Source organism: Variovorax nitratireducens, assembly GCF_051216545.1.
GTDB lineage: Bacteria > Pseudomonadota > Gammaproteobacteria > Burkholderiales > Burkholderiaceae_C > Variovorax.
The window spans coordinates 164,167-189,833 of sequence record NZ_JBPJZO010000011.1 but is presented as its reverse complement, the minus strand read 5'-3'; the positions used below and the strand labels follow the sequence as shown (position 1 = coordinate 189,833).

Genomic DNA, 25,667 nt, shown 5'->3' with positions numbered 1-25,667 from the left:
TCGACCTTGAATTCGTCCGTGTACTGCCGTTTCGGCAGCTTGCTATCTCGCATTTCGATTCTCCATACAGCTCAAGTTTCCAACTTTCTTGCTGTACGTGAAATCGAGGCAGGGTCAGGTCGCCTCGTCAGCGCGCTGGCCCACGAGAACCGCTTCTGCCTCGGCGCTGCGCCAGGGCTTGTGGGCGACGCTGCCCATCACCACGCGCGCCTGCCGGATCTTGCTGCCATCCATGTCCAGTGCGGCGGCCACCGAGACCATCGCGAAGGCGTACGAGGAACGGTCGCGGACCTTCAGGTAGTGCGAGTTGCGCGCGAAGTCGGCCGTCGGCACTGGCAGTTCGATCGCCACGATCAGTTCGCCATGTTCCAGGTTGTTGTCGCGTTGCGGCGTGTCGCCCGGCAGCCGGTGGAAGTCGGTGATCGCGATCAGCCGTTCGCGTCCGTCCGGCGCGCGGACGCGCACCTTGGCGTCGAGCGCGTAGAGCGCCGTGGCCATGTCGCCGGGATAGGTCGCGACGCAGGCCTCGCTCCAGCCCAGGATCGCGTGGATCTTGTTGAGGCCCTCACGCGCGCCGCAGCCACTGCCGGCCTCGCGCTTGTTGCATGGCATCGACGTGTCGTAGAAGTAGTTGCAGCGCGTGCGCTGCAGCAGGTTGCCACCGTTGGTGGCCATGTTGCGCAGCTGACCCGACGCACCCGCAACAATCGCCTGCGTGAGCAGCGGGTAGTTCTCGCGGATCAGCGGGTGGTTGGCCGTTTCGGCGTTGGTGGCCAGGGCACCGATGGACAGGCCGGAGCGTGTCCGTTGGATATCCCGAAGCGGCAGGCGGCTGATGTCGACCAGTCGGGCGGGACGCTCCACATCTTCCTTCATCAGGTCGAGCAGATTGCTGCCGCCGGCGAGGTACTTGGCTTGCGGCATGGCCGACATGGCGGCCGTTGCGGAGGCGGCGTCAGACGCGCGCACGTACTCAAACGGTCGCATGGCCGTCCTCCTTCCTGGCGATCGCCAGTTGCGTTTCGGTGGCGAATCCCCACGTCTGGGCGCTCTGGCGGCCCGAATGGACTTCCTGGATGGCCGCGACGATGCCCGGGTAGGCACCACAGCGGCAGATGTTGCCGCTCATGCGCTCCCGAATCTCGTCGTCGGTCAGGCGCGTCGTGGTCTTGCCGACGTTGTCGGTGACGTGGCTGACCTGGCCGCGCTGCGCCTCGCCGAGCATGCCGACGGCCGAGCAGATCTGTCCCGACGTGCAGTAGCCGCACTGGAAACCGTCGTGTTTGATGAAGGCGGCCTGCATGGGATGCAGCTGATCGCCCTTCGCCAGTCCTTCGATGGTCGTCACTGCGCGGCCCTCGAGCGTGGCGGCCAGGGTAAGGCAGGACAGGACGCGCTGCCCGTCCACCAGCACGGTGCATGCGCCGCACTGGCCCTGATCGCAGCCCTTCTTGGAGCCCGTCAACGCGAGGCGCTCGCGAAGGGCATCGAGCAGCACGACGCGCGAGTCGACCTCCAGCGTCTGCGGCGCCCCGTTGACCTGGAAGTTGACCTTCACAACGTTTTGCGCAACGACAGGCGCGGACGCTGCACCAGGCACTGGCGGCATCTGCGCGAGCGCCGACTCCGTTGCCAGCAGGTTGGCAGCGAAGAGCCCGATGCCGCCGCCGCCGGTCTGCATCATGAAGGTGCGTCGCGCTTGGCCGACGTCGTTCAGCGCAGGCATTTCTCGGATGAGCGCCGCTTCATCGGCACTCAGCACGGCCGGCAGGTCGTTTTCGATTTCGGGGGGCATGGACTTTGTCCTTTATGAAAGATCGTGCGGAGGAACCACATCTCGGCGTGGATCGCAAAGCGTGTGCGAAATGTGTTCTTGTTGTTCTTCGCCACGCTCTCAGTCTGTCAAGCGCTCCACAGCTTGACTACCGAATGAATGCTTAAAGGCTTTATTACTTCTGCTAATCAATCCAGCGAGCTGGGAAGGTGATCGAGCTTCACTGAAGTGAGAATGTGACCCGTGCGCCGCGCGGGCCGAGCGCTTGCGCCAGACCGGTCGGCTCATCCACCCGGCCAAGGCGCGTGTACGAATACGAAGAGTCGAAGGTCAGATAGAAAACGACCAGCGTGTCTGCGCCGTACAGCATGAGGTCGCCATTGCGGATCGTCCCCGGTCGGCTTGCGTTCGCAGGCAGCGCTTTGGGCAGCGTGGCGTGCTTTTCATTGCCGTTGAGGTCTGGCATGTCCAGCGTCAGCGGCATCTGGGTGGCGAATGCTCGGGCGGCCGCGTTGTCGGCCAGTGTGATGGCAAAGCGACGTTCGTTGACGGTCATCCACATGCGCAATTCCTTTGGTTTCATGGATGCCGGACCGGCATCCGCTTGAGCGACAACGGGTGAGCCCGAGGCCGGCTGCTCGGCGGCTCCGCTGCCCCCAAGGACGAGCAGGCCGATGGCCAGGCCCACGACACGAAGGCGCCAGAGGCGGCCGGGTCCCACTGCATTTGCAAACGAACGGGGGTCAAGTGTCATGTCGATTCGGCGTGCTGCGCACGCGCCGTCAGGAAAACCAGGAGCGCACCGAGCAGAAGCACGCCGGCGCTGAAGACGAAAGTGGTCCGGTAGCCGCTCCCGTCGAACAGCAGGCCGCCCACCGTAGAACCCAGCGCGATGGAGAGCTGGACCACGGCGACCATCAGCCCGCCCCCAGCCTCCGCATCCTGTGGCAGGGTTCGTGCAATCCACGTCCACCAGCCGACCGGCGCGGCAGTGGCCACCAGGCCCCAGACTCCCAGCAGTGCGGTCGTGGCGATCACCGAAGCGCCGCCGGCGATGAGCATCACGGCGATGGCGGCCATCAGAACCGGAATGATCGCCAGCGTGCCATAGAAGCGAAACTTCAGGAACCGGCCGATGACCGTGGTGCCGACGAAGCCCGCGACGCCCAGCGTCAGCAGGATCAGTGACAACGTGGACACGTCGACCCCCGTTACCGTCTCCAGGAATGGCCGGAGATAGGTGAACAGAGCGAACTGCCCCATGAAGAAGACGCCCACCGCCAGCATGCCGAGGGTCACCAACCGGCTCCTGAAGAGCCTGAAGACATGGCCGGAACCCGGTGCGCGTGGCTGTGCCTGCATCGAGGGCAAACTGAACGTCTGCCAGACGAACGCAATCAACGCAACCGGCACCAGACAGAAGAAGGCGCCGCGCCAGCCAACAATCGAGGCGAGGTAGCTGCCCAGCGGCGCCGCCACGACAGTGGCCAGCGCGTTGCCGCCATTGAAGATCGCCAGGGCTCGGGGCACCTTGGAAGGCGGCACGAGCTGCATGGCCGTGGCCGCCGACATGGACCAGAAGCCACCGACGACAACGCCGATCAGCGCCCGGCCCACCATGTACGTCAGATAGTTGGGAGCGAGCCCGACGATGGCCCCGGACAGGCACATCATTGCCGTCAGCACCAGCAACAACGTCTTGCGGTTGATCCTGACGGCGATCGCCGAGATGGACAGGCTCGTAAGCACCGCGAAGGCGCCGGAGATGGCGATGCCCTGTCCGGCCATGCCTTCGGTGACCTTGAGATCGGACGCCATCGGCGTCAACAGGCTGACGGGCATGAACTCCGAGGCGATCAGCGCGAAGACGCACAGCGTCATTGCGAGGACGCCTCCCCAGTGCGCGGGTTGCGCTTCGCCCCTGTGTTCGACGAAGGCGCTGCCCGAACGGGCGCTGAAGGCCTGCGCTGTCATCAGGCGCTCGCGGAACCCAGATGCTTGCCGAAGAACGATGTCAGCTTGTCCCACGGAATCAAGGGCACGCGATCGTACAGATCCACGTGACCGGCACCCGGAACGATGTGCAGTTCCTTCGGTTCGGCGGCCCGCTTGTAGGCGTCCTCGCTGAACTCCTTGGAATGCGCCTGGTCACCCGTGATGAACAGCATCGGGCGAGGCGAGATCGTCTCGATGTCGTTGAAGGGGTAGAAGTTCATGAACTTGACATTGCTGCTCAAGGTCGGGTGAGTCGTGGTTCGTGGCGATCCGCCTGCAGGCGTGTATTCGCCGCGCGGCGTGCGATAGAAGTCATAGAACTCGCGCTGGATGGGATGGGTCTCCGCGGTCAAAACATGCTCGGTGCCGCTGGTGTACTTGACCGCTCCGCCGGCGTATTCCACGTTGCGCTGTTCGGCAGCGGCTGAGATGAGTTGCTTGCGCTGCTCCAGAGTCTGGGAATGATTCAGCGCGTTGCGGTTGACAGCACCCATGTCGTACATGCTCACCGTGGCAATGGCCTTCATGCGCGGATCGATCTTCGCCGCACTGACGACGAAGCTGCCGCTGCCGCAGATCCCGATGGCGCCGATCTGCTGCCCGTCGACGAACGCCTGGGCGCCAAGGAAATCGACAGCGGCGCTGAACGTCTCGGCGTACATGTCCGGCGAGACGGCATTGCGCGGCTGGCCCGCACTGCCTCCCCAGAAAGCGAGGTCGACGGACAGGGTCACGAATCCCTGCTCGGCCATCTTGGTGGCATACAGGTTCGCGCTTTGCTCCTTCACCGCCCCCATGGGGTGGCCCACGACGATCGCCGGGCGGCGCTTCTTCCGGTCGAGCGTCTTGGGGACGAAGAGGTTGCCTGCGACGGTCATCTGGTACTGATTCTTGAAGATGACCTTTTGTACGGTGACCTTGTCGCTCGTGTAGAAATTGTCTGCTCCGTTGGGCAGGCTTGTGCGCTTTGTCGGAGCCGCCGCCCATACCGCGCCGCCCGTCGACAGCATGCCCGCGGCAGCCATGCCAGTGCCGGTCATTTTCAAGAATTCGCGTCGATCGGCCGCATTGGCGGTTTGCTCTACGACTGCGGCGAAGGTGTTGTCTGCTGGGGTTTTCATGATCGATGTCCTTTGGAGATGTGCGGTGTCAGGCATTCATTGCCGGGTGCTGCTCACTTTCACTGTTGAAGAAGTTTGCCAAGCCGTGCGCACATTGACTAGATAATGAATGCTTAATACATTTATTACCCACGCTAATCAGTTCTAAATCGGGAGGCGGCATGCCACGACGCAATCTCAACGACCTGCTCGCCTTCGTGACAGTGGCGCGCGAAGGCAGCTTTACGCGCGCCGCCGGCACACTGGGGGTGACGCAATCGGCGCTGAGCCAAGCTATTCGCGGGCTGGAAGAGGGGCTACAGATCCGCCTGCTGACGCGAACCACGCGCAGCGTCGCGCCGACCTCGGCGGGCGAGCGACTCATGAAGGCCATCGGTCACCGTTTCGATGAGATCGAGGCTGAACTCGAGGCGTTGACTGACATGCGTGACAAGCCTGCGGGCACCGTGCGCATCACGTGTGGCGACCACGTGATGCACAGCGTGCTGCTGCCCAAGCTCATGCCGTTGCTTCGCGAGTACCCGGACATCAAGCTGGAGTTCGACATGAACTACAGTTTTCGTGACATCGTGGCTGACCGCTTCGATGCCGGTGTTCGCATGGGGAACACCATCGACAACGACATGATCGCCGTGCCCATCGGCCCGCCGCTTCAAATGGCGGTGGTGGCTTCGCCCGACTACTTCGCAGTCCATCCCATTCCCAAGACGCCGGCCGATCTCACCGGGCATCAGTGCATCAACCAACGCATGCCGACATCAGGCGGGCTGTACGTCTGGGACTTCGAGAAGCGAGGCCGTAAGGTCAACGTCCGTGTGGATGGGCCTCTGATCTTCAATACCGCACCGCCTCAGGTGGACGCCGCGCTCGCGGGGTTGGGCATTACGTTGCTGCCTGACGATGAAGTGATGTCGCACATCGAATCGGGTCGACTCGTGCGCGTGCTCCAGGATTGGTGCCCCAAATTCTCCGGCTACCACCTGTACTACCCCAGCAAGCGCCAACCCTCGCCAGCCTTCTCGCTGGTGGTGAAAGCGCTGCGCTTCAGTGCGTCGCGGCAGCAGTAGTCAGGCGTCTATGCGCAGAAGGACTTCGGTGCCCGTGTAGGTCGGCGTGACCTTGAAGCCCTGCACATTGATGGCCGAGAACCTGCCGGTCAGGGCACCGCTGGAGATCAGCGTGAGCGTGTCGCCCACCCTGGGCGCGGAGCCGGGCTTGAAGGTCACGTTCAGCGTGCCGCCCAGGGCCGCCACGCCCGCAACACTCAAGCGACCAGCGCCGTTGCTGCCGATGTTCAGCTGCAGCGTGGCGTCGGCCAGCTGGGTGTAGGCGCCTTTCATCGTCACGAGCGAAGGCGCATTGCAGACCAGCGTGCCGCCGGCAGCATAGACATTGCCCGCGCCGAACGCGGCCGCAGAGTCGGCCTGAAGCGTGCCGGTCACCAGCTGCGTGCCTCCGGCATAGCTGTTGTCGCCACCGAGCCTGAGCGCTCCGCTGCCGCGCTTGCTGAGCTTGCCGGCGCCAGAGATGTTGTTGCGCCAGCTGTCCATGGCGTTGAAGCCGCCGAGGCTGGCATCCATCGTCACGACCACGTCGCCGTTGAAGACCCCGTAGCCATCGGCCGCGTCGAACAGGTTCAGGCGGCCCCAGCCTTCGGGGTCGTCCATCACCGGGTAGCCCGAAGGCACGGCCGTGGTCTTGAGCACCACGCGGCGTTGTGTCGCGTCGAGATACGGAAGGCGCGTTTCGAGCAGCACCTCGGCGCCCTTGGGCACCACGGCGGGCTTGGTAGCGTCGCCAAACTGCTTGAAGCCGAAGGTCATGCGACGCAGGTAGCCGGCCTTGCTGGCAGCGTGGTCCGCGAAACGATCGGTCGCGGCATCTTGCGAGTGCGCGAAGTCGTTGAACGCGGCAGGATCGGCAGCACCCACCGCGGCCATCAGCACCGTCTGCGCCTGCGCGTAGGCTGCGCTCTTGCGCGCAACGTTGGCGCCGGTGGCAAGGCTGGCCGCCGCGACCGCATGGCCCTGCACGCGGCCGCCGACCACGTCCAGCGGCGAATGCATGCCAGAGAGGATACGGTTCTCGCCGAGCTCGAGGCCGCGCGCCACCATCTCCTGGAAGCGCTGGGGCACGACGTAGGCGAAGGCGATGGACTTGCGCACGGCCTCGGCCGTGTGGCCGCTCACGAAGCCGCCGTCGGTCGTTGGCGTGGTGCTCTTGGCGGGCTCCAGCGCAGGCACCACCTTGACGCTGCTGCTCCAGCGCCATGGGCGCGCGTATTTGTAGTAGCGCTTGGCGGGCTCGGTGGAACCGTTCTCGCCGATGTTGTTAAGCAGATCCACCACAGTGCCGAAGGTCGGGTTGGCCGCACCGGCCACGCCGATGTCGCTACCCCCGTCGCTGTAGAGCACGGTGGTTGCGTTGGAGGCGATGCCTGTGATGGTGGTGCTCTGCTGCGTGGCGGTGCGCCAGACGGCCGTGAGCGGGCCCATGCCGTCGCTGATGCTGAAGCCCTTGCCGCGGCGGTCGTCCAGGTAGGCAGCCAGCTCCTGGGCGCTGGTGCGCGCGTTGGTGGCGTCGACAACGTACTGGATGTTGCTGTTCAACACCGCCGCGTTGAGGATCTTGCCGTCGGTGGAATCGCCGGGAACACCACTCCAGGTGGAAGGCACCACGGCCGGAAAGCCCGCCTGCGCCGCGGCCGACACGCCCGCATCCACGATCAACGTGCTGGGCTGCCAGAAGTCGAGGAACCCGGCCACCACGCGCACGCCGGCATTGGTTTCCTTGGTCGCGTAGCGCGCATCGCCGCGCTGGTTGGTCGCCACGTTGTCGACGAAGGGCGGTGTCGCGGCCTGGTCGGGTACGGGCGCGGTGTCGGTAAAGCCCAGATCCTTGGGCGGACCAGCCGCCTCGACAACAGCAGGCGGATTCGCGGCTGCGGGCGGTGTGCTGACTATGGGAAACGAGGCGCCGCCGCTGCCGCCACCACCGCATGCCGAAAGGCAGAGTGCTGCAACAAGGGTGATGGCGAACGGACGGGCGGATGACAGGAAGGACGACATGAAGAAGCTGATGGATAGATTGGGCTCGCGCAATCTATCCACGCAACAAGTCATCTCTGTTACGTCACTGCCACTCCTGGCGGAGATCGCCTGCGCGAGTCTGCAAAAGACCGCCTCAGGCCGCCAAACTGTTCGCGCTGCCCCTGCCTGCGTCCAGCGAAACGCGTTCTGTCCTGAACAGCCTGCGGCCTTCCCGCGTCATTCTGAGCAGCGACCGGGGGCTGTTCGCGTCGATCGGCGTGCCGTGGACAAAGTCAACCCACTCGAGCCAGCCTAGCTCAACGAGCGCATTGCAGAGGTCGGGCGACAGCCCGTTGCCGTTTTCCACGGCAAGGAACGCCTGTTTGACAACCGATGGACTCAACGACATGACCTTGCTCCCCGGGGTTGACGCCGGCGCCCTGCGCTGGGCAGCCTGGCTCGAAAGATAGCGGCTGGCGTTCTGCTCGCCGTACGCCGCGACCTGCAGCGCACGGGCCGCGAGGCAGACATGCGCGAAGTCGACGCTTGCGTCGGCCAGCTGCAACAGCCGGCGTTGCAGCCCCGTGAACGCACGACGTGCCAGCAGCAACGGCTGCCGGGCCGTGCGTCTGCGCGAGACGGACTCCAGCGCGGCAGCGACAGAATCGGCGGTCGGGTCGTTTGCACCCGCCTGATGACGCACCGACTTGGCCAGCGCCCTGAGCTGCGAGATGCTCAGACGCGGCAAGGGGAGCGGATCGTGCATCATGATGTGATCAGGCGAATGGCGACCGCGGTGGCAACCGCCAGGATGCAGAGCAGCGCGTTGCGGCGCCATCCCGCGGTATTCAGCTCGCGCTGGCTGGCGCGGTAGGATTGAGTAAAAGCCGCCAGTTCACTGGGGTCGGCTTTGTCTTTCCACCATTCGTGGGAGCTTTGGCGTGGGTGCGTCATGTAAGCAATTGTGATTACCAATTACTTACATTGCAAGACAATTTTTCACACTTAAGTACTCCTTTTTGGGTAGTACTCATGTCGGCCACTTTCTTGGCCGGCTGGCTGACACGTGTCAGTTTCGGTGACGTCTCAAGGTGATGGCGTCCACGGGCAGCCCGGAATCCTCCACCGCCTTCCCGAGCTGGGCCCAGCTGGTTTCGCCCAGGCGGTGCGCCTTCACGAAATCGCAGTCGTCGGCACCACCGTCGGCCTGTATCTCCTGCGCGAGATCCTGGAAAGCCTTGGCGCTCAGGCCAATCATCTCTGCCCTGACGACGATCGTCCCGCCTGGGGGGAGCTTCCTGATCAGGTCGTCAAGCGATTTCATGCCGTGAACGCTATCACGAACCGGCGTGTTATCTGCGAAAAGCCAAGCCGCCCGCATCCAAATGTAAGTATATTTAGCTACATGGATACAAAACCTGACATGTGGCGCGACCGGCCCGAGCGCGAAGACCGAACAACCTCGTTTCAAACCCTGGACGCGGTGCGCCCTGCCCGGGGCATCCCGATGTGGGTCAGGGCGGTCGTCGTCGTGGTGCTGATGTTCGGCTTCCTGCTGGCGCTCAAATCGATCCTCGGCTGGTAGGTCAGGCGCCGCGCCCGGGGGCCCGTCAGCGCCTGCGCTGCTCCCCCGGGAACCTGTTGGCCATCATGCGACCCATCTGCGTGATCTCGGTGACGGCGGCGGGCGGTTGCACATGTCCGGACAGGGTGCGAACCGGCGGCGCGATCTCGCCTTTGGCAAGTCCGGCCAGCATCAGCACGCGCAGCCTGTCGATGTCAGCTCCCTCGGTCAGGTAAACCGGGAGTTTCTCTTGCATGAGGCGGTGGAGCAGTTTGAACGACATGGCCGGAGTCTGCCAGATCCATCTCGGCCAGAATGGCGCGCCATGCACGTCCACGAAGCTGTCACCTCCCGCCGCTCGACCCGGGCGTTTCTTCCCAATCCCGTGCCGGCCGAGACCATCCGCCGCGTGCTGTCGCTCGCAGCGCGCGCGCCTTCGGGCGGCAACCTGCAGCCCTGGCACATCGACGTGCTGGCCGGCGAACCACTCGATGCGCTCAAGGCGCTGATGCAGCAACAGCTGCAGGCCGGCGTGGAGGAAACGCCCGCCTACGATGTTTATCCGCCGTCGCTGCCTTCGCCCTGGCGCGACCGGCGATTTCAGGTTGGGGAAGCCATGTACGCAAGGCTTGGCATTCCGCGCGACGACAAGGCCGCCCGGCGCCGCTGGTTCGCCAACAACTACGCCTTTTTCGGGGCGCCGATGGCGCTGTTCTGCTCGGTGGATCGGCGCATGGGGCCGCCGCAATGGGCCGACTGCGGCATGTACCTGCAGACCGTGATGCTGCTGCTGCGCGAGGAAGGGCTCGACAGTTGCCCGCAGGAATGCTGGGCGCACTACCCCGACACCGTCGGCCGCACCCTGCAGTTGCCGCCCGAGCGCATCCTTTTCACCGGCATGTCGATCGGCTGGGCCGATCCGGCGCATCCGGTCAATGCGCTGGAAACGGCTCGCGCACCGCTCGAGGAAACGGTGCGCTTCAGCGGCGTCTGAGCCTCAGGCCGCCGGATCCGTAAAACAAGGCGCGCGCCGGGCCATGTTGGCGTTGACCGCCTCGGCCTGGTTCGCGCTGCCGATCAGCGCCTGCTGCTCGACCGACTCGGCCATCAGCAGCTCGGCTGCGCCGAGGCTCATCGCGGCATTCAACAAGCGCTTGCCGGCGCGGATGGCATCCGGGCTCTTGCCCGCGATCTCGTGCGCCATCTGAAGCGCTTCGGCCAGCGGGTCGACCGAGAGCCGCGTGGCAAAGCCGATGCGCAGCGCCTCTTCGCCCGAGAAGATGCGGCCGGTGAAGGTGAGCTCGCGCACCACGTCGGTTCGTGCCAGCTCGCGCATCAACACCATGCCGGCCATGTCGGGCACCAGGCCCCACTTGATTTCCATGACCGACATCCTGGTGTCGGGCGCGACGATGCGCACATCGGCCCCCAGCGCCACCTGAAGCCCGCCACCGAACGCAACGCCGTGCACCGCCGCAATCACCGGCACCGGCACCTGGCGCCACACCATGGCGACCTGTTGCGGGGCATTGGCCAGCCCGTGCGAGCGCGCCAGCAGGTCGGCACCGATGCCCTCCCCCATGCCGTGGAAGGACTGCATGTCGAGCCCGGCGCAAAAGGCGTTGCCGCGGCCCGCGAGCACCACGGCGCGCACGGTGGTGTCGCGCTGGAGCTTCTCGCCGGCCTCGATCAGCGCGGCAAACATCGCGGGGTCGAGCGCGTTCATCTTGTCGGCGCGGTCCAGCTGCAGTTCGACCACGCCATCGGGGTGGCGGATCGATTCGATTCGGTGGGTCATGTGAGGTCTCCTTGCTCTTCGCGAGTATGGCGGGCACCACGGGTCGGCGATGATGCCTCTTCATGACCCTCGATCGACGCGATCTTTTCAAGACCGGCGCTGCCGCCGCCATCGTCGCCCTGTTTGGCGAGGGCTGCACCAGCCTGGCCGCGACGCCCGGCCGGGTGCTCGGCTTCACCGGCGTGCCCGCCACCCTGACCGACGACATCACGCTGCCGCCCGAATACCGCTACGAGGTGCTGTACCCGTGGGGCGCGCCAACCGGCGTACCGGCATCGATGCCGGCCTTTGCACCCGACGGGTCCAACAGCGCAGCCGACCAGGCGGTGCAGGCCGGCATGCACCACGACGGCATGCACTTCTTCGCGCTCGGCGCCGACCGCGGCCTGTTGGTGATGAACCACGAGTACACCGACGAGCAGTTGCTCAACCCTGCGGGCGCCACGCAATGGACGGCCGAGCGGGTGCGCAAGTCGCTGCATGCCATGGGCGTCTCGGTGATCGAGGTCGAACGCACGCCGCAGGGCTGGCGCCAGGTGCTGCCATCGCGCTACGCGCGCCGCGTGCACGGCTACACGCCGATGCGCATCACCGGCCCGGCGGCCGGCTCGCCGCGCATGCGCACCGCCGCCAACCCGGCGGGCGACCAGGTGTTCGGCACCTTCGCCAACTGCGCGATAGGCGTCACGCCCTGGGGCACCTACCTCACCTGCGAGGAAAACTTCCATGGCTATTTCGGCGGGCCGAAAGAGGCGGCCGCGCAGTTGACCGAAGCCCAGCGACGCTACGGCACGATTCCCGGCGCGCAATGGGTCGACTACTGGCGCTTCGACGAGCGCTTCGATGTCGGCAAGCACCCCAACGAGCCGAACCGCTTCGGCTGGGTGGTCGAGATCGACCCGTTCGACCCCGAATCAGTGCCGGTCAAGCGCACTGCGCTGGGCCGCAAGCGCCAGGAAAGCGCCACCTGCACGCTCACGAAAGACGGCCGCGTTGCCGTTTACATGGGCGACGACGCGCGCTTCGAATACATCTTCAAGTTCGTGAGCCGCGACAAGGTGGTGCCGGGCCAGGACGCAGCCGCGCGCCGCGCCAACCGCAGCCTGCTCGACCACGGCACGCTCTATGCGGCGCGCTACGACACCGGTGGCCGGGGCCAATGGCTCGAACTGAAGCACGGCCAGGGCGGCATCGACGCTGCCGGCGGCTTCGCCGACCCGGCCGACGTGCTGATTCACGCGCGGCTTGCCGGCGACATCGTCGGCGCCACCCGGATGGATCGCCCCGAATGGATTGCCGTGCACCCGCAAACCGGCGAGGTGTACGTCACCCTCACCGGAAACGACCAGCGTGGCGCGCCAGGCAAGCCCGCGGCCGATGCGGCCAACCCGCGTGCCGGCAACATCTACGGCGGCATCCTGCGCTGGCGCGAAGACGGCGCGGACGCGGCCAGCACAGGCTTTGCCTGGGATCACTTCGCAGTGGCCGGCGATCCGAAGCGCCCGGACGCCGGCGTGCACTACCCGAGCGCCGACGCCGACGCCTTCGGCAACCCGGACGGCCTGGTTTTCGACAGCGGCGGCCTGCTCTGGATCCAGACCGACATGAGCGGCCCGGGCATCGGCAAAGGCCCGATGGCCACGCTCGGCAACAACGCGATGCTGTGCGCCGACCCGTCCACGGGGCGAATCAAGCGCTTCCTGGTGGGGCCGAACGGCTGCGAGGTCACCGGTTGCGTGGTTACGCCGGATCGCCGCACCCTGTTCGTCAACATCCAGCATCCGGGCGAGACGCGCGACGACGGCAATGCCGCGCCGAACAGCGCCTGGCCCGATGGCAAACTGCCGAGCAGCGCCCGCCCGCGCTCGGCCACGGTGGTGGTGCAGCGACGCGACGGCGGTATCGTCGGCACCTGAGTCGGCAAGTCGACGACAAGGAGGAGACAAGCATCATGAGCATCCGCATCGTCCGCCTCGGCAGCGAACGCGCCGCCGGCGAAGGCCTTCGCATCGGCACCGTGCGGCGCCCGCCGCGCGGCGTGCCGAAAGCCGAGTTCGCCAGCCAGGACTGGTATGACGTCTGGTATCCGAATCTCGCGCCGTCGGCCGAGACCATGAAGCTCGGGCAGGACGCAGAAACACCCGCGCAGTGGAATGCGTTCACGCGCGCCTACAAGCGCGAGATGGCCGAGCCCGACGCAAGCCGCAGCCTCGACCTGCTGGCGGCGCTGTCGCACCAGAGCGCGCTGGCGGTCGGTTGCTACTGCGAGCACGAGGCACGCTGCCATCGCTCGCTGCTGCGCGGCCTGCTGGCCGAACGCGGCGCCGCCATCGAAGGCTGATCAGCCGCCCGTGCCGCAGCGCTCCAGCGCCTCGAACGCGACGATCTCGATCTGGCCGTAGCCGAGGGAAATCATGCCTTCCTGCGCCAGCGCATTGAGCTCGCGCGACAAGGTCTGGCGCGTCACGCCCAGCATCATGGCCAATGCCTCCTGCGACAGGAACACGCGGCGGCGCGGTTCGGACGACTGCGTCGCGTCGCCGCGCGAGAGCGTGATGAGGCGCCGCGCGACGCGGGCACGCAGGCCCCGCAACGTGGCGTCTTCCATCAGCGCATAGAGCCCGCGCACGCGCGCCGCCAGCAGCGCCGCCAAAGCGTTGGCGAACACCACGTCGCGCATCAATTGCGCGAAGGCTTCGGGCGGAACCACCAGCAGATCGAGCGCGCCCAGCGCGGTGGCGTCGTGGGTGCGCGGCGAGCCGTCGATCAGCGAGATCTCGCCGAACCAGTTGCCGGGCTCGAGCACCGCGAGGATCGCTTCGCGCCCGTCCTGCCGCAGGGTGGAGATCTTGATCATGCCGGCCGCCAGCCCATACAGGCCGCTGCCCGCCGCGTGCACCGGGTCGCCCTGGCGGAACACCATCGCGCCGCGGCGCCAGTGCGTGAGTTCCGCGGCACCCAGCAGCGCCTCACGCTGGGCGCGCGGCAGGCTGGCGAACCACGGGTTGGCGCCCATCGCGTCACGCTGTGCGGCCGGCAACTGGGGCTTGGGTGGCGTTGGCATTCGATTCGGAACCGGGGGTTTACGCGGGCACTCAACTGTCATTTTTCGGACAGTTTGGCAGCGAGCCGAAGTCTACAGTGAGCCACCCCACAGGAGATATACGGATGAACGCAAGAGCGACCTTCGTGCGCATGCAGGACAGCACGCGTGAAGACTGGCAAACGATCGGCGGCGAGTTCATGCAGTTCGCAGGCGGCCTGCCGCAGCGCGTGGTTAAGCACCTGCAGCTTCTCGAGGGGGATTACGGCGGCTTTCCGATCGACCGCTACACCCACTCGCTGCAAACCGCCACGCGCGCCTGGCGCGACGGCCGCGACGAGGAGTACGTGGTGTGCGCGCTGCTGCACGACATCGGCGACACGCTCGGCAGCTTCAACCATCCCGACATTGCCGCCGCGATCCTCAAGCCCTTCGTGAGCGAAGCGAACCACTGGATGGTGCAGAACCACGGCATCTTCCAGGGCCACTACTTCTTTCACCACATCGGGCTGGACCGCAACCTGCGCGACAACTTCAAGGCGCACGCGGGCTACGAGCCCACCGCCGAGTTCTGCGAGCTCTACGACAACCCGGCCTTCGATGCGAAAGCCGAAACCCTTCCGATCGAAGAGTTCATGCCGATGCTGCAACGCGTGATGGCGCAGCCCAAGCAGAGCATCTACAAGGCGGCGCTGCAACAGCCCGCCACCACCTGACCCCCTAGGAGAAACCCATGAACGCCACCACCCAGTCCGAAGTCCAGCAACTCGTCTCCGCCGAGGAATGGCAACTGCGCGTCGACCTCGCCGCCTGCTACCGCCTCGTCGCGCTGTACGGCTGGAGCGACCTGGTCTTCACGCACATCACCGCGCGCGTGCCCGGCCCGGAGCACCACTTCCTGATCAACCCCTATGGCCTGATGTTCGACGAGATCACGGCGTCGAGCCTGGTCAAGGTCGACCAGCAGTGCAACAAGGTGATCGACTCCCCCTACCCCGTCAACCCGGCCGGCTTCGTGATCCACAGCGCGGTGCATGCCGTGCGCGAAGACATCCAGTGCGTGCTGCACACCCACACCAAAGCCGGCATTGCCGTGAGCGCGCAGAAAAACGGCGTGCTGCCGATCAGCCAGCAGTCGACCTTCGTGCTGGCCTCGCTGGCCTACCACGGCTATGAAGGCGTGGCGATCCGCGACGACGAGAAGGTGCGGCTGCAGGCCGACCTCGGCGAGGCCAACTTCCTCATGCTGCGCAACCATGGCCTGCTGACCTGCGGCAAGACCATCGCGGATGCCTTCCTCTCGATGTACACCTTCGAGAACACCTGCCAGATCCAGATCGCCGCGCAGTCGGGCGGCAGCGAACTCACGCAGGTGGATCCGCGCATCGTCGAAGGCGTCGGCCATGCGATGAAGGTGCAGACCGGTGGGCTCGGCGGCAGCTTCGTCTGGCCGTCGCTGATCCGCAAGCTCGACCGGATCGACCCGGGCTACAAGGACTGATGCGCAGCATGCACCCTCTCTCCACCACCGCTTTCGCCCTTACCCGTCGCGCCGCGCTGCTGGCCGCGGCTCTGGCCCTGGCCGGCTGTGCCGGCATGGGCGCGAAGCCGGCGCCGAAGGAGATCAACGTCATGACCTCGGGCGGCTTTGCCGCCGCCTACGACGAGCTCCGCCCCGCCTACGAACGCCTGAGCGGCGACACCGTCAAGACGGCCTACGGTTCCTCGATGGGCGGTGCTGCCGACTCCATTCCGAGCCGCATGGCGCGCGGCGAACCGGTCGACGTGGTGATCCTCGCGCGACCGGCGCTCGACGCGCTGGTGGCCCAGGGCAAGGTGGTGCCGGGCAGCCAGGTCGACCTGGTTCATTCGTTGATCGGCTTCTCGGTGAAAAAGGGCGCGCCCAAGCCCGACATCAGCACCGTCGAGGCCCTCAAGCGCACCCTGCTGGCGGCACCGTCGATCGCGTATTCGGCCAGCGCCAGCGGCACCTACTACGAAACCGAGATGCTAAAGAACCTGGGCATCGAGGCCGAGGTCAAGCCCAAGAGCAAGCGCATCCTGAGCGAGCGGGTAGGCACCATCGTGGCGCGCGGCGAGGCCGCACTCGGCATGCAGCAGGTGAGCGAACTGCTGCCTATCGCCGGCACCGATTTCGTCGGCGTGCTGCCGCCCGAGGTGCAGCGCATGACGGTGTTTTCGGCCGGCATCGCGACCACCTCGAAGGAGCCCGAGGCTGCGAAGAAGATGATCGCCTACTTCATCTCGCCGGCCGCCGAGCCGGTGATCAAGAAGAGCGGGCTCGAACCGGCCCGCGCCCGCTGAACCGGCATGGAGCTGCGCCAGCTGCGCTACTTCGTGAAGGTGTGCGAGTTGCGCAGCATGGGGCGCGCGGCGGTTGAGCTGGGCGTCGTTACCTCGGCGCTGAGCCAGCAGATCAGCCGGCTCGAAAGCGAGCTGTCCACGCGCCTGCTGCAGCGCGCGTCGACCGGCGTCACGCCCACCGATGCCGGCATGGCCTTCCTGCACCAGGCCCAGTTGACGCTGCGCCATGCCGAAGGCGCGGTGCACGCCGCGCAGCAGGCGCGGCTGTCGGGCCATGTGAGCGTCGGGCTGGCACCGACCACGGCCTCGGTGCTCGGCGTGCCGCTGATGCAGGCCATGCGCGAGCGCTACCCCGACGTGCGGCTGCACATGGTGGAGGCGCTCTCGGGCCATCTGTCGACCATGCTGGAGGCGCGCCAGCTCGACCTGGCCGTGCTGTTCCAGACCCCCACGCCGCGGCGCTGGAGCGTTGCGCCCCTGCTCGACGAGAAGCTGTTCGTGATCTCCGCGCCGACGCTCCCGCAGCGCCCCCTTGGCGCGAAGGTGCGGCTGTCGCAACTCGCGGACGTGCCGCTCATCATGCCGAGCGCGAGCCACGGATTGCGCGTGGCGCTGACGGCCGCGTTCGCACGAGTGCGCGTCGCGCCGAACGTCGTGGCCGAAGTCGACGGCCTCGCACTGTTGATGGACGCGGTGCGCGCCGGCCAGGGCGCCACCATCCAGCCGGGTGCGGCGACCGCCCGGCATTCGGCCGAGGACGTGGTGCGCTGCCAGATCACCGACGCGCACGTCGGGCGCCGCAACCTGCTTGTCAGCCTGTCGGACGATGAACTCTCGCCGGCCGCGCTCGCCGCGCGCGTGGTGATGGCCGACACCGCGCGCCGGCTGGTGCGCAACGGGCTGTGGATCGGCGCGCGTCTTCTCGAAAACTGAACACCCGTTGCCTCAATCGGCCTTTCGGCCGGCGCACGACGTGCCTACAGTCTCCTGGAACCCACGGAGACAAGAAGATTGACCGATGTACTGGTGATCGGCGGCGGCAACGCCGCACTGTGCGCGGCGCTCATGGCGCGCGAGGCCGGCGCGAGCGTGCTGCTGCTCGAATCGTCGCCCCGCGCCTGGCGCGGCGGCAACTCACAGCACACCCGCAACCTGCGCTGCATGCATGACGCGCCGCAGGACGTGCTGATCGACGCCTACCCCGAAGAAGAGTACTGGCAGGACTTGCTCAAGGTAACGGGCGGGCTCACCGACGAGCACCTGGCCCGGCTCGCGATCCGCGCCTCGTCGGACTGCCGCGACTGGATGCGCAGCCACGGCGTGCACTTCCAGCCGCCGCTGTCCGGCGCGCTGCACGTGGCGCGCACCAACGCGTTCTTCATGGGCGGTGGCAAGGCGCTGGTCAATGCCTACTTTCGCAGCGCCGAGCGGCTCGGCGTGCAGATCCGCTACGACACGCCGGTCGCGACGATCGAACGCGACGGCGACCGCTTCGTGGCCGCGCGCACGGCCGGCGGCGAACGCATCGCGGCAAAGAGCTGCGTGCTGGCGGCAGGCGGCTTCGAATCGAACCGCGCATGGTTGCGCGAAGCGTGGGGCCAGAACGAGCGCGGCGAATGGCCGGCCGACAACTTCCTGATCCGTGGCACGCGCTTCAACGAAGGCGTGCTGCTCAAGCACATGATCGAGGCCGGCGCCGATGCCATCGGCGATCCGACGCAGGCGCACATGGTGGCGATCGATGCGCGCGCACCGCTCTACGACGGCGGCATCTGCACCCGCATCGACTGCGTCTCGCTCGGCGTCGTGGTCAACCGCGAAGGTCTTCGCTTCTACGACGAGGGCGAGGACTTCTGGCCCAAGCGCTACGCGATCTGGGGCCGGCTGGTGGCGCAGCAGCCGGGCCAGGTCGGCTATTCGATCATCGACCAGAAGGCGATCGGCCGCTTCATGCCACCGGTGTTTCCCGGCACCGTGGCCCACACCCTCGCCGAACTCGCCGGCCAGCTCGGCCTGCCCGAACAGGCATTCGTACAGACGGTGGAGGCTTACAACGCCGCCTGCCGTCCCGGCCGCTTCGACCACACCGCGCTCGACGACTGCCGCACCGAAGGCCTCGCGCCCGCCAAGACGCACTGGGCGCGCCCGCTCGACACGCCGCCCTACTACGGCTACGCGCTGAAGCCCGGCATCACCTTCACCTACCTCGGGCTCAAGGTGAACGACCAGGCCGCCGTGCATTTCGGCGGCCGGCCCAGCCCCAACCTCTTCGTGGCCGGCGAGATGATGGCCGGCAACGTGCTCGGCAAGGGCTACACCGCCGGCGTCGGCATGGCGATCGGCACGGCCTTCGGCCGCATCGCCGGCACGCAGGCGGCGCTGGCAACAAAGAGCGAGGCCGCACATGCGAGCGCTTGAAGCCCTGACGCGCGAAGCCAGCGCACTGGCCAATGGCCCGGCCACTGGCGGCACGGTGATCCCGATCCTGAGCGCGCGCGAGGCCGAGGTCGGCCGCCAGATGCAGATCTGCAACGCCTGCCGCTATTGCGAGGGCTTCTGCGCAGTGTTCCCGGCCATGACGCGCCGGCTCGAGTTCGGCAAGGCCGACATCCACTTCCTGGCCAATCTCTGCCACAACTGCGGCGCCTGCCTGCATGCATGCCAGTACGCGCCGCCGCATGAATTCGCCGTCAATGTGCCGAAGGCGATGGCCGAGGTGCGCAGCCAGACCTACTCCGACTACGCGTGGCCGCCAGCGCTCGGAAAGCTCTACCAGCGCAACGGCCTTACGCTGTCGCTCGCGCTGGCGGCGGGGCTGGCGCTGTTCCTGATCCTGGGCGTGGCCGCCAACGGCCCGCTGTGGGGCAACACGTTGCAGGGCAACTTCTACCGGCTGTTTCCGCACAACCTGCTGGTCGGCCTGTTCGCCCCCGTGTTCCTGTTCTCCGCGCTGGCGCTGGCCATGGGCGTGCGCCGCTTCTGGCGCGACGTGACGCCCGCCACCGGCGGGGCCGCGCTCAGCCCGTCCGCCACGGCCGAGGCCGCCGATGCGGTGCTGCGCCTGAAGTACCTCGGCGGCGGCCACGGCGAGGGCTGCAACGAGGCGGACGACGCCTTCACGCTGGCGCGCCGCCGCTTCCACCACCTCACGTTCTACGGCTTCCTGCTGTGCTTTGCGGCCACCAGCGTGGCCACGCTCTACCACTACGTATTCGGCTGGATCGCACCCTACGAGTTTCCGAGCCTGCCCAAGCTGCTCGGCGTGGCCGGTGGCCTCGGCCTGATGGCCGGCACGGCCGGTCTCTGGTGGCTGAACCGCCGGCGCGATCCGCTGCACGGCGACGCCGCGCAGAAACCGATGGATCTGGGCTTCATCGCGCTGCTGTTCCTGACCAGCGCGAGCGGCCTTGCGCTCTGGCTGGGCCGCGGCACGCCGGCGCTGGCCTTGCTGCTGTGCCTGCACCTGGGCGCGGTGATGGCGCTGTTTGCCACCCTGCCCTACGGCAAGTTCGCCCACGGCATCTTCCGCACCGCGTCGCTGCTGCGCCACGCCATCGAAAAACGCCGACCCAGCCCGATCGGCCTGGCCGCCGAATGACCCACAGGAGATCCGCATGACAACGCCCGGCACCCTTGCCATCCCCTCGATGAAGAACCAGTGCACCGCGGCCGAATGGCAGGCCCGCGTCGACCTGGCCGCCTGCTACCGGTTGGTCGAGTACTACGGCATGGCCGACATGATGGCCAACCACATCTCGGCCCGCGTGCCGGGCGAGGACGGCGCCTTCCTCATCAACGCCTACGGGATGATGTACGAGGAGATCACGGCCTCCAGCCTGATCAAGGTGGACCACGACGGCAACATCCTGTCGAAGCCGGACTTCGGCGCGCTCGGCTACGGCGTCAACAAGGCCGGCTACGTGATCCACAGCGCGGTGCACGCGGCGCGGCCGGAGGTCGACTGCGTGATCCACACCCACAGCTGGGCGTCGATGGCGGTCTCTTCGCTGGACTGCGGGCTGCTGCCGCTGACGCAGACGGCCATGCGCTTCCTCAAGATCGGCTACCACGAGTACCAGGGCGTGGTGCTCGACACCGCCGAACAGGCATCGCTGGTCGCCGACCTCGGCCAGGGCGAGGCGCTGATCCTGCGCAACCATGGCGCACTGATGGTGGGCAGGACGGTGGGCGAGGCCTTCAACTGGATGCACCGGCTCGAGCTGGCCTGCCGCGCGCAGCTGGCCGCCATGGCCTGCAACAGCCCGTTCCGCCCGGTGCCGCCGGACGTGCTGGAGGCGACCTGGAGCAACTACCAGCCCGGAACGCGCCGCCCCTACGGCGTCATGGAGTGGCCTGCGCTGCTGCGCAAGCTCGACCGGATGGATCCCGGCTACCGCGACTGAACCAAGCGATTCCAACCAAGAGAGACAAACCCATGCGTACTTCCCTTTTTCCCGCGGCCCTGCTGGCAGCGTCTGCGTTCATTGCCGCCCTGCCCGCGGGCGCGCAGACCTACCCGACCAAGCCGGTGCGCGTCGTCATCGCCTTTTCTGCCGGTGGCACCACCGACATCCTGGCGCGCTCGGTCGCCCAGAAACTGGGCGAGCAGCTCAAGCAGCCGTTCGTGATCGACAACAAGCCCGGCGCCGGCGGCAACATCGGCACCGAGGCCGTGGTGCGGTCGGCACCCGACGGCTACACGTTGATCGTCAACTCGGTCGGCCCGATCGCCGTGAACCAGACGCTCTACAAGAACCTGCCGTACGACCCGCTGAAGGATCTGGTGCCGATCGTGCAGATCGCCGACGTACCGAACGTGCTGGTGGTCAACCCGTCGATCCCGGCCAACACCTTCGAGGAATTCGTGGCCTACGCCAAGGCGAACCCCGGCAAGCTCAACTACGGCTCGACCGGCACCGGCACCTCCTCGCACCTGTCGAGCTACATGCTCAGCAAGCGCATCGGGGCCGAGACGACGCACGTGCCTTACAAGGGCGCCACCGCGCTGAGCGACCTGCTGGCCGGACGCCTGCAGTTCATGTTCGCCACCATCCCGTCGGTGATCTCGCACATCCGCGCCGGCAAGCTGCGGGCGCTGGCCGTCTCCAGCGAGAAGCCCTCGCGCTCCCTGCCGGGCATTCCGACCGTGGCGGAAAAAGGCTTTTCAGGCTTCGCCGCGGGCTCCTGGTTCGGATTCTTCGCGCCCAAGGGCACACCGGCGCCGGTGATCTCCCTGCTCAACAAGTCGGTCAACGACATCCTGCCTTCGCTGGAAGAACAGATGATCCGCGAGGGGGCCGATCCGGTCGGCGGAACGCCGGCCCAGTTCGGCCAGTTCACCCAGCGCGAGTACGAGAAGTGGAAGATCATCGTGCGCGAGTCTGGTGCCACGGCCGAATGACCCAGGCGCCCGGTACAGCCCCGCTGCGCATCCTGCTGTCGGACGCCACCCGCGAGCGAGCCGGTGCCGCTATCGCCTCGGCGGCGGGACCGCGCGACCATCGCTTTGTCGCGCCGCAACCGGGGGTTGATGCCGACGTTGCCTTCGTTTCGCGCGACGTCACGGGCCTGTCCACCAAGCATGCCGTGCTGCCCGCGACCCAGGCGTTCTACGACGCGATGCTGGGTGCGCCCAGCCTGCGCTGGGTGCATGCGCACTCGGCCGGCGCCGACCGGCCGGTCTACCTGGAACTGCGTGCGCGTGGCGTGGCCGTCAGCACCTCGTCGGGCGCCAACGCCGCCGTGGTGGCGCAGACCGCGCTGGCCGGGCTGCTGGCGCTGGCGCGGCGCTTTCCGCAACTCATGCGCGCCCAGCGGGCGGTCCACTGGGCGCCGCTGATCGGCACCGGCCTGCCGCGCGACCTGGCCGGACAGACCGCCGTGATCGTCGGCTGGGGGCCGATCGGCCAGCACGTCGCGGCCTCGCTCCGGCTCCTCGGGCTTCGCCTGGTGGTCGTTCGAAGCAGTGCCGAGCCCGCTGCGGCAGACGTGGAGACGCTGGCTTTCGAGGAGATCGGCCGCGTGCTGCCCCGGGCCGACTGGCTGCTGCTGGCCTGCCCGCTGACGCAGCGAACCCGTGGCCTGGTCGATGCGCGCGCGCTCGCACTGCTGCCACCCGGCGCGCACCTGGTCAACGTGGCGCGCGGCGAGCTGGTCGACGAGCCGGCGCTGGTCGAGGCGCTGACCAAGGGGCGCCTCGCCGGTGCCTTTCTCGATGTCTTCGCGCACGAACCCCTGCCGCCCGAATCGCCGCTCTGGCAACTGGACAACGTGATCGCCACGCCCCACAGCGCGGGTTTTTCGGACGGCAACGAAGCGCGCGTAGCAGAGCTTTTCACCGACAACCTCCAGTGCTGGCTGGCCGGGGAACCGCTGCGCAACCGGGTCGCGTGACACGGGCCGCCGTGCTGCACAGGCGCCGCGCAGCGGCATACACTGGCCGCTCCCAGACCCGACATGGAGCCCGCATGAAGCGACTCGCTGCCACCCTCGCCCTGACCCTCACTGCCGGACTCGGCCCGCTGCACGCGGCCACGCTCGAGACGCGCAGCTACACCGTCGAGATCACACCACTGTGCGGCGAGCGCGTGACCGACTGCGAGCAGTTCGCCTATGCCGGCACGCACAACCGCAACGGCAGCCGCATCAACCTGACCGGCAAGCCCGGCATGCGCGCCTGCCCGCCAGGCTGCGACCCGACCGGCTACCAGTTCTACAACGGCAATGTGAGCTACTTCGTCGGCAGCGACGGCTGGCTGATCGTGCACGACGGCCGCAAGATCGTGCTGCGCGAGCGCGGCACCTGGCGCAACTGAGCGGCGCAAGAAGCATGAAGAGCACCGCACCGATCGCCCCCGGCCTGGCACGCGCCTTTGCACCCGCCGGCGTGCTGCGCGCCTCCATCAACCTCGGCAACCCGATCCTCGCCAACCGCGACAAGGCCAGCGGCGAGCCGGTCGGTGTCTCGATCGACTTGGCGCGCGCACTGGCCGCGCGGCTCGGGCTGCCGATCGAACTCGTGGTGTTCGACAAGGCCGCGCAGTCGGTCGATGCCGTGAAGAACGGCGCGGCCGACATCGGCTTCTTCGCGATCGACCCGGCGCGCGGCGAGGGCCTGCGCTTCAGCGCGCCTTACGTGCTGATCGAGGGCAGCTACCTGGTGCCGCAAGGCTCCGCCCTGGAGCACAATGACGAAGTCGACCGCGCCGGCACGCGCGTGGCCGTGGGCTCGGGCAGCGCCTACGACCTGTTCCTGACGCGCGAACTGAAGCAGGCAACGATCGAGCGCGTAGCCAACGCGCCAGCCGTGCTCGCGGCGCTGCAGGCAGGCCAGGTCGAAGTGGCCGCAGGCATCCGCAAGCTGCTGGAAGACTGGGCGCAGCAGCACGCTGCGCTGCGCCTGCTGCCCGGCCGCTTCATGGTGATCCAGCAGGCCATGGGCCTGCCGGCGGATCGCGGCGCCGAGCCGGCCGCCGTGCTCGCAGACTTCGTGGAAGCCATGAAGGCCAGCGGCTTCGTGGCGGATTCGCTCCAGCGCCACGGCATCGTGGGCGGTACCGTCGCCCCTGCTTCGGCCTGAATACCGCGCGTTTTCCCTGATTTTCTGGACGGCTGATCGTCAGCTTCGGTTTCTACGATGAACAGCAGCACGGCATCCGGGCTGCATGTCCGGCGCGCGACCGTGCCTTGTTCTTCCACCATCGAAGGAGACATCAGCCATGCAGATCACCGGTATGTTGCAGGGCGCCCGCCTGCTCGAGTTCGCGGGCTTCCCCGCCTCCGAAGTGCTGGGGCCCGGCGCGAGTGAAGAAGAGATCAAGGCCCTGATCGACAAATACGGCCTGATCTTCATCAAGCCCGTGTTCAAGGGCGGCATCGGCAAGAAAGGCAAGGCCGGCCTGCTGGGCCGCGCCAAAGACCTGCAGACCGCACTGGCCGAAAAAGAGCGCCTGTACTTCGCGGAGCACCAGGTCGGCCACGTCAAGGCCAAGGCCAACGGCGTGACCTTCGAGGCTGGCGTGCCGGCCAAGCACGAAGTGTATTTCTCGATTAGCGACTCGACCCGTTTCCGCGCGCCGATGATGACGCTCACGCACATGGGCGGCATGGACATCGAGGAGCTCGACAAGAGCCAGGTGGCGATGGTGCCGTTCGACCCGCTTACCGGGCTCAAGGCCTTCGTGGTGGCCAACGCGCTCACCGAAATCGGCGCACCGAAAGAAATCATCTCGCCGCTGGTACAGCAGCTGCCCAAGCTGTGGGAGCTGTTCCACAACTTCGGCATGACCACGCTGGAGCTCAACCCGATCCGCATGCGCGAGGACAAGAAGGGCCGGCTCACGCCGGTGGCCTGCGACTTCAAGTGCGGCTTCGACCGCGACGACCCGCGCTGGCTGCGGCTCAAGCTGCCGCCGCACCTGTTCGCCGCCGACTACTCCAGCTTCGAGCAGGAGATCAACACGCTGCGCACCCACCAGGGCCAGAGCGACGTGTACGTGATCAACGACCGCGGCACAGTGCTGGCGCCGACCTTCGGCGGCGGCGCCAACTCGCTGGTCACCGAGATGCTGGGCGACGACGCGATCATCAGTTCCGATTTCGGCGGCAACCCGCCCTACGAAAAGATGAAGGAGGTGGCGCGCATCTGCTTCAAGCACTGGCTGCGGCAAGCCAACGTGCTGTTCATCATCGGTGGCAAGAGCAACAACACCGACATCTTCGAGACGCTGCGCGCCATGGCCGATGCGCTGCGCGAACACTTCAGCGCGCACGGGCCGACGCCGCTCTACGTGGTGGTGGGTCGCGGCGGGCCGAACCTGGTGCGCGGCATGGGTGCGCTGCGCGACACCTGCGATGCACTGGGCCTGCCCTACCGGCTGTTCGGCTTCGACTCCGACATGAGCGAGGTGATCCAGTTCGCCAAGAAGGTCGACACCTGGATGAAGGCCGGGGGCCGCGCGCAGGTTGCGGCACGCCTGGGCATCACCGCTCCCGCCACAGCCACCGTCACCGCCTGAA

General features: G+C 67.0%; 29 protein-coding genes. 17 read left to right on the top strand and 12 right to left on the bottom strand.

The genetic code is table 11. From position 1 onward, the window contains the following. Positions 1 to 114: 114 nt before the first annotated feature. The 5 genes from ACSFA8_RS22380 to ACSFA8_RS22360 form a co-directional block, all read right to left on the bottom strand. Positions 115 to 987 (bottom strand): FAD binding domain-containing protein, encoded by an 873-nt coding sequence (locus ACSFA8_RS22380; RefSeq protein WP_435481677.1) that lies wholly within the window; start codon positions 985 to 987, stop codon positions 115 to 117. After that, complete coding sequence (locus tag ACSFA8_RS22375) at positions 974 to 1,795, bottom strand: 2Fe-2S iron-sulfur cluster-binding protein (RefSeq protein ID WP_435481676.1); 822 nt, start codon at positions 1,793 to 1,795, stop codon at positions 974 to 976. The genes ACSFA8_RS22380 and ACSFA8_RS22375 overlap by 14 nt, the downstream gene beginning before the upstream one ends. Positions 1,796 to 1,994: 199 nt before the next feature. Further along, entirely contained in the window at positions 1,995 to 2,528 is a 534-nt protein-coding gene (locus ACSFA8_RS22370; RefSeq protein WP_435481675.1) for a cyclophilin-like fold protein, read from the bottom strand. Next, positions 2,525 to 3,655: an MFS transporter gene (locus ACSFA8_RS22365; RefSeq protein WP_435481683.1), complete on the bottom strand. Its 1,131-nt coding sequence runs from the start codon at positions 3,653 to 3,655 to the stop codon at positions 2,525 to 2,527. Before ACSFA8_RS22365 ends, ACSFA8_RS22370 begins: the two co-directional genes overlap by 4 nt. 92 nt (positions 3,656 to 3,747) lie before the next feature. Beyond that, positions 3,748 to 4,779 (bottom strand): alpha/beta hydrolase, encoded by a 1,032-nt coding sequence (locus tag ACSFA8_RS22360; protein ID WP_435481682.1) that lies wholly within the window; start codon positions 4,777 to 4,779, stop codon positions 3,748 to 3,750. Between the two features lie 272 nt (positions 4,780 to 5,051). Between ACSFA8_RS22360 and ACSFA8_RS22355 the strand changes: the two genes are divergently transcribed. Continuing rightward, on the top strand, positions 5,052 to 5,957 hold the full coding sequence (locus tag ACSFA8_RS22355) for a LysR family transcriptional regulator (protein WP_435481674.1): 906 nt from the start codon (positions 5,052 to 5,054) through the stop codon (positions 5,955 to 5,957). Here ACSFA8_RS22355 and ACSFA8_RS22350 read toward each other — a convergent pair whose 3' ends face one another. The 4 genes from ACSFA8_RS22350 to ACSFA8_RS22335 form a co-directional block, all read right to left on the bottom strand. Then, positions 5,958 to 7,958, bottom strand: a complete 2,001-nt coding sequence (locus ACSFA8_RS22350) for an acid phosphatase (protein ID WP_435481681.1) — start codon at positions 7,956 to 7,958, stop codon at positions 5,958 to 5,960. It abuts the gene before it with no gap. Positions 7,959 to 8,073: 115 nt separating this feature from the next. Beyond that, the gene (locus ACSFA8_RS22345) at positions 8,074 to 8,688 is read right to left on the bottom strand and encodes a hypothetical protein (RefSeq protein WP_435481673.1); all 615 of its coding nucleotides are present in this window, start codon (positions 8,686 to 8,688) and stop codon (positions 8,074 to 8,076) included. Continuing rightward, complete coding sequence (locus tag ACSFA8_RS22340) at positions 8,685 to 8,873, bottom strand: hypothetical protein (RefSeq protein ID WP_435481672.1); 189 nt, start codon at positions 8,871 to 8,873, stop codon at positions 8,685 to 8,687. Before ACSFA8_RS22340 ends, ACSFA8_RS22345 begins: the two co-directional genes overlap by 4 nt. A gap of 115 nt (positions 8,874 to 8,988) precedes the next feature. Then, entirely contained in the window at positions 8,989 to 9,243 is a 255-nt protein-coding gene (locus ACSFA8_RS22335; protein WP_435481671.1) for a hypothetical protein, read from the bottom strand. Positions 9,244 to 9,324: 81 nt separating this feature from the next. Between ACSFA8_RS22335 and ACSFA8_RS22330 the strand changes: the two genes are divergently transcribed. Next, complete coding sequence (locus ACSFA8_RS22330; protein WP_435481670.1) at positions 9,325 to 9,504, top strand: hypothetical protein; 180 nt, start codon at positions 9,325 to 9,327, stop codon at positions 9,502 to 9,504. A gap of 25 nt (positions 9,505 to 9,529) precedes the next feature. On the opposite strand, the gene ACSFA8_RS22325 is transcribed toward ACSFA8_RS22330, so the two are convergent. After that, on the bottom strand, positions 9,530 to 9,766 hold the full coding sequence (locus tag ACSFA8_RS22325; protein ID WP_435481669.1) for a hypothetical protein: 237 nt from the start codon (positions 9,764 to 9,766) through the stop codon (positions 9,530 to 9,532). 42 nt (positions 9,767 to 9,808) lie between these two features. On the opposite strand from ACSFA8_RS22325, the gene ACSFA8_RS22320 reads away from it, so the two are divergent. Continuing rightward, complete coding sequence (locus tag ACSFA8_RS22320; protein ID WP_435481668.1) at positions 9,809 to 10,477, top strand: nitroreductase; 669 nt, start codon at positions 9,809 to 9,811, stop codon at positions 10,475 to 10,477. Between the two features lie 3 nt (positions 10,478 to 10,480). Here ACSFA8_RS22320 and ACSFA8_RS22315 read toward each other — a convergent pair whose 3' ends face one another. Continuing rightward, entirely contained in the window at positions 10,481 to 11,281 is an 801-nt protein-coding gene (locus ACSFA8_RS22315; RefSeq protein WP_435481667.1) for a crotonase/enoyl-CoA hydratase family protein, read from the bottom strand. A 62-nt stretch (positions 11,282 to 11,343) separates the two neighbouring features. On the opposite strand from ACSFA8_RS22315, the gene ACSFA8_RS22310 reads away from it, so the two are divergent. Both ACSFA8_RS22310 and ACSFA8_RS22305 read left to right on the top strand, forming a co-directional pair. Beyond that, positions 11,344 to 13,197, top strand: a complete 1,854-nt coding sequence (locus ACSFA8_RS22310) for a PhoX family protein (protein ID WP_435481666.1) — start codon at positions 11,344 to 11,346, stop codon at positions 13,195 to 13,197. A gap of 35 nt (positions 13,198 to 13,232) precedes the next feature. After that, entirely contained in the window at positions 13,233 to 13,622 is a 390-nt protein-coding gene (locus tag ACSFA8_RS22305) for a DUF488 domain-containing protein (RefSeq protein ID WP_435481665.1), read from the top strand. Here the strand turns inward: ACSFA8_RS22305 and ACSFA8_RS22300 are convergent, their stop codons facing one another. Beyond that, positions 13,623 to 14,345 carry a Crp/Fnr family transcriptional regulator gene (locus tag ACSFA8_RS22300; protein WP_435481664.1) on the bottom strand — a complete coding sequence of 241 codons (723 nt, stop codon included), beginning with the start codon at positions 14,343 to 14,345 and terminating at the stop codon, positions 13,623 to 13,625. It abuts the gene before it with no gap. A gap of 104 nt (positions 14,346 to 14,449) precedes the next feature. Between ACSFA8_RS22300 and ACSFA8_RS22295 the strand changes: the two genes are divergently transcribed. From ACSFA8_RS22295 to ACSFA8_RS22240, 12 genes are all read left to right on the top strand, one after another. Then, the gene (locus ACSFA8_RS22295) at positions 14,450 to 15,040 is read left to right on the top strand and encodes an HD domain-containing protein (RefSeq protein ID WP_435481663.1); all 591 of its coding nucleotides are present in this window, start codon (positions 14,450 to 14,452) and stop codon (positions 15,038 to 15,040) included. Between the two features lie 17 nt (positions 15,041 to 15,057). Further along, complete coding sequence (locus tag ACSFA8_RS22290) at positions 15,058 to 15,825, top strand: class II aldolase/adducin family protein (RefSeq protein ID WP_435481662.1); 768 nt, start codon at positions 15,058 to 15,060, stop codon at positions 15,823 to 15,825. A gap of 8 nt (positions 15,826 to 15,833) precedes the next feature. Continuing rightward, positions 15,834 to 16,649: a substrate-binding domain-containing protein gene (locus ACSFA8_RS22285; RefSeq protein ID WP_435481661.1), complete on the top strand. Its 816-nt coding sequence runs from the start codon at positions 15,834 to 15,836 to the stop codon at positions 16,647 to 16,649. A gap of 6 nt (positions 16,650 to 16,655) precedes the next feature. Further along, positions 16,656 to 17,582, top strand: a complete 927-nt coding sequence (locus ACSFA8_RS22280; RefSeq protein ID WP_435481660.1) for a LysR family transcriptional regulator — start codon at positions 16,656 to 16,658, stop codon at positions 17,580 to 17,582. 78 nt (positions 17,583 to 17,660) lie between these two features. After that, positions 17,661 to 19,067 carry an FAD-dependent tricarballylate dehydrogenase TcuA gene (gene tcuA / locus ACSFA8_RS22275; RefSeq protein ID WP_435481659.1) on the top strand — a complete coding sequence of 469 codons (1,407 nt, stop codon included), beginning with the start codon at positions 17,661 to 17,663 and terminating at the stop codon, positions 19,065 to 19,067. Beyond that, positions 19,054 to 20,247: a tricarballylate utilization 4Fe-4S protein TcuB gene (gene tcuB, locus ACSFA8_RS22270; RefSeq protein ID WP_435481658.1), complete on the top strand. Its 1,194-nt coding sequence runs from the start codon at positions 19,054 to 19,056 to the stop codon at positions 20,245 to 20,247. The genes tcuA and tcuB overlap by 14 nt, the downstream gene beginning before the upstream one ends. A gap of 16 nt (positions 20,248 to 20,263) precedes the next feature. Continuing rightward, the gene (locus tag ACSFA8_RS22265; protein ID WP_435481657.1) at positions 20,264 to 21,052 is read left to right on the top strand and encodes a class II aldolase/adducin family protein; all 789 of its coding nucleotides are present in this window, start codon (positions 20,264 to 20,266) and stop codon (positions 21,050 to 21,052) included. 32 nt (positions 21,053 to 21,084) lie between these two features. Then, positions 21,085 to 22,050, top strand: coding sequence for a Bug family tripartite tricarboxylate transporter substrate binding protein (locus ACSFA8_RS22260; RefSeq protein WP_435481656.1), 966 nt, complete (start codon positions 21,085 to 21,087; stop codon positions 22,048 to 22,050). Then, positions 22,047 to 23,042, top strand: a complete 996-nt coding sequence (locus ACSFA8_RS22255; protein WP_435481655.1) for a D-2-hydroxyacid dehydrogenase — start codon at positions 22,047 to 22,049, stop codon at positions 23,040 to 23,042. The genes ACSFA8_RS22260 and ACSFA8_RS22255 overlap by 4 nt, the downstream gene beginning before the upstream one ends. Before the next feature lie 74 nt (positions 23,043 to 23,116). Further along, positions 23,117 to 23,464: a hypothetical protein gene (locus ACSFA8_RS22250; RefSeq protein ID WP_435481654.1), complete on the top strand. Its 348-nt coding sequence runs from the start codon at positions 23,117 to 23,119 to the stop codon at positions 23,462 to 23,464. 14 nt (positions 23,465 to 23,478) lie between these two features. Next, a complete protein-coding gene (locus tag ACSFA8_RS22245; RefSeq protein ID WP_435481653.1) occupies positions 23,479 to 24,228 on the top strand; it encodes a transporter substrate-binding domain-containing protein in 750 nt (249 codons plus the stop codon). A 139-nt stretch (positions 24,229 to 24,367) separates the two neighbouring features. Next, on the top strand, positions 24,368 to 25,666 hold the full coding sequence (locus ACSFA8_RS22240) for an ATP citrate lyase citrate-binding domain-containing protein (protein WP_435481652.1): 1,299 nt from the start codon (positions 24,368 to 24,370) through the stop codon (positions 25,664 to 25,666). Position 25,667 lies beyond the last annotated feature (1 nt).

What these genes read in the sequence shown, in the direction of transcription:
- ACSFA8_RS22380 (WP_435481677.1), bottom strand. Translation starts at nt 987, where the DNA reads ATGCGACCGTTTGAGTACGTGCGCGCGTCTGACGCCGCCTCCGCAACG.
- ACSFA8_RS22375 (WP_435481676.1), bottom strand. Translation starts at nt 1,795, where the DNA reads ATGCCCCCCGAAATCGAAAACGACCTGCCGGCCGTGCTGAGTGCCGAT.
- ACSFA8_RS22370 (WP_435481675.1), bottom strand. Translation starts at nt 2,528, where the DNA reads ATGACACTTGACCCCCGTTCGTTTGCAAATGCAGTGGGACCCGGCCGC.
- ACSFA8_RS22365 (WP_435481683.1), bottom strand. Translation starts at nt 3,655, where the DNA reads ATGACGCTGTGCGTCTTCGCGCTGATCGCCTCGGAGTTCATGCCCGTC.
- ACSFA8_RS22360 (WP_435481682.1), bottom strand. Translation starts at nt 4,779, where the DNA reads ATGCTGTCGACGGGCGGCGCGGTATGGGCGGCGGCTCCGACAAAGCGC.
- ACSFA8_RS22355 (WP_435481674.1), top strand. Translation starts at nt 5,052, where the DNA reads ATGCCACGACGCAATCTCAACGACCTGCTCGCCTTCGTGACAGTGGCG.
- ACSFA8_RS22350 (WP_435481681.1), bottom strand. Translation starts at nt 7,958, where the DNA reads ATGTCGTCCTTCCTGTCATCCGCCCGTCCGTTCGCCATCACCCTTGTT.
- ACSFA8_RS22345 (WP_435481673.1), bottom strand. Translation starts at nt 8,688, where the DNA reads ATGATGCACGATCCGCTCCCCTTGCCGCGTCTGAGCATCTCGCAGCTC.
- ACSFA8_RS22340 (WP_435481672.1), bottom strand. Translation starts at nt 8,873, where the DNA reads ATGACGCACCCACGCCAAAGCTCCCACGAATGGTGGAAAGACAAAGCC.
- ACSFA8_RS22335 (WP_435481671.1), bottom strand. Translation starts at nt 9,243, where the DNA reads ATGAAATCGCTTGACGACCTGATCAGGAAGCTCCCCCCAGGCGGGACG.
- ACSFA8_RS22330 (WP_435481670.1), top strand. Translation starts at nt 9,325, where the DNA reads ATGGATACAAAACCTGACATGTGGCGCGACCGGCCCGAGCGCGAAGAC.
- ACSFA8_RS22325 (WP_435481669.1), bottom strand. Translation starts at nt 9,766, where the DNA reads ATGTCGTTCAAACTGCTCCACCGCCTCATGCAAGAGAAACTCCCGGTT.
- ACSFA8_RS22320 (WP_435481668.1), top strand. Translation starts at nt 9,809, where the DNA reads ATGCACGTCCACGAAGCTGTCACCTCCCGCCGCTCGACCCGGGCGTTT.
- ACSFA8_RS22315 (WP_435481667.1), bottom strand. Translation starts at nt 11,281, where the DNA reads ATGACCCACCGAATCGAATCGATCCGCCACCCCGATGGCGTGGTCGAA.
- ACSFA8_RS22310 (WP_435481666.1), top strand. Translation starts at nt 11,344, where the DNA reads ATGACCCTCGATCGACGCGATCTTTTCAAGACCGGCGCTGCCGCCGCC.
- ACSFA8_RS22305 (WP_435481665.1), top strand. Translation starts at nt 13,233, where the DNA reads ATGAGCATCCGCATCGTCCGCCTCGGCAGCGAACGCGCCGCCGGCGAA.
- ACSFA8_RS22300 (WP_435481664.1), bottom strand. Translation starts at nt 14,345, where the DNA reads ATGCCAACGCCACCCAAGCCCCAGTTGCCGGCCGCACAGCGTGACGCG.
- ACSFA8_RS22295 (WP_435481663.1), top strand. Translation starts at nt 14,450, where the DNA reads ATGAACGCAAGAGCGACCTTCGTGCGCATGCAGGACAGCACGCGTGAA.
- ACSFA8_RS22290 (WP_435481662.1), top strand. Translation starts at nt 15,058, where the DNA reads ATGAACGCCACCACCCAGTCCGAAGTCCAGCAACTCGTCTCCGCCGAG.
- ACSFA8_RS22285 (WP_435481661.1), top strand. Translation starts at nt 15,834, where the DNA reads ATGCACCCTCTCTCCACCACCGCTTTCGCCCTTACCCGTCGCGCCGCG.
- ACSFA8_RS22280 (WP_435481660.1), top strand. Translation starts at nt 16,656, where the DNA reads ATGGAGCTGCGCCAGCTGCGCTACTTCGTGAAGGTGTGCGAGTTGCGC.
- tcuB (WP_435481658.1), top strand. Translation starts at nt 19,054, where the DNA reads ATGCGAGCGCTTGAAGCCCTGACGCGCGAAGCCAGCGCACTGGCCAAT.
- ACSFA8_RS22265 (WP_435481657.1), top strand. Translation starts at nt 20,264, where the DNA reads ATGACAACGCCCGGCACCCTTGCCATCCCCTCGATGAAGAACCAGTGC.
- ACSFA8_RS22260 (WP_435481656.1), top strand. Translation starts at nt 21,085, where the DNA reads ATGCGTACTTCCCTTTTTCCCGCGGCCCTGCTGGCAGCGTCTGCGTTC.
- ACSFA8_RS22255 (WP_435481655.1), top strand. Translation starts at nt 22,047, where the DNA reads ATGACCCAGGCGCCCGGTACAGCCCCGCTGCGCATCCTGCTGTCGGAC.
- ACSFA8_RS22250 (WP_435481654.1), top strand. Translation starts at nt 23,117, where the DNA reads ATGAAGCGACTCGCTGCCACCCTCGCCCTGACCCTCACTGCCGGACTC.
- ACSFA8_RS22245 (WP_435481653.1), top strand. Translation starts at nt 23,479, where the DNA reads ATGAAGAGCACCGCACCGATCGCCCCCGGCCTGGCACGCGCCTTTGCA.
- ACSFA8_RS22240 (WP_435481652.1), top strand. Translation starts at nt 24,368, where the DNA reads ATGCAGATCACCGGTATGTTGCAGGGCGCCCGCCTGCTCGAGTTCGCG.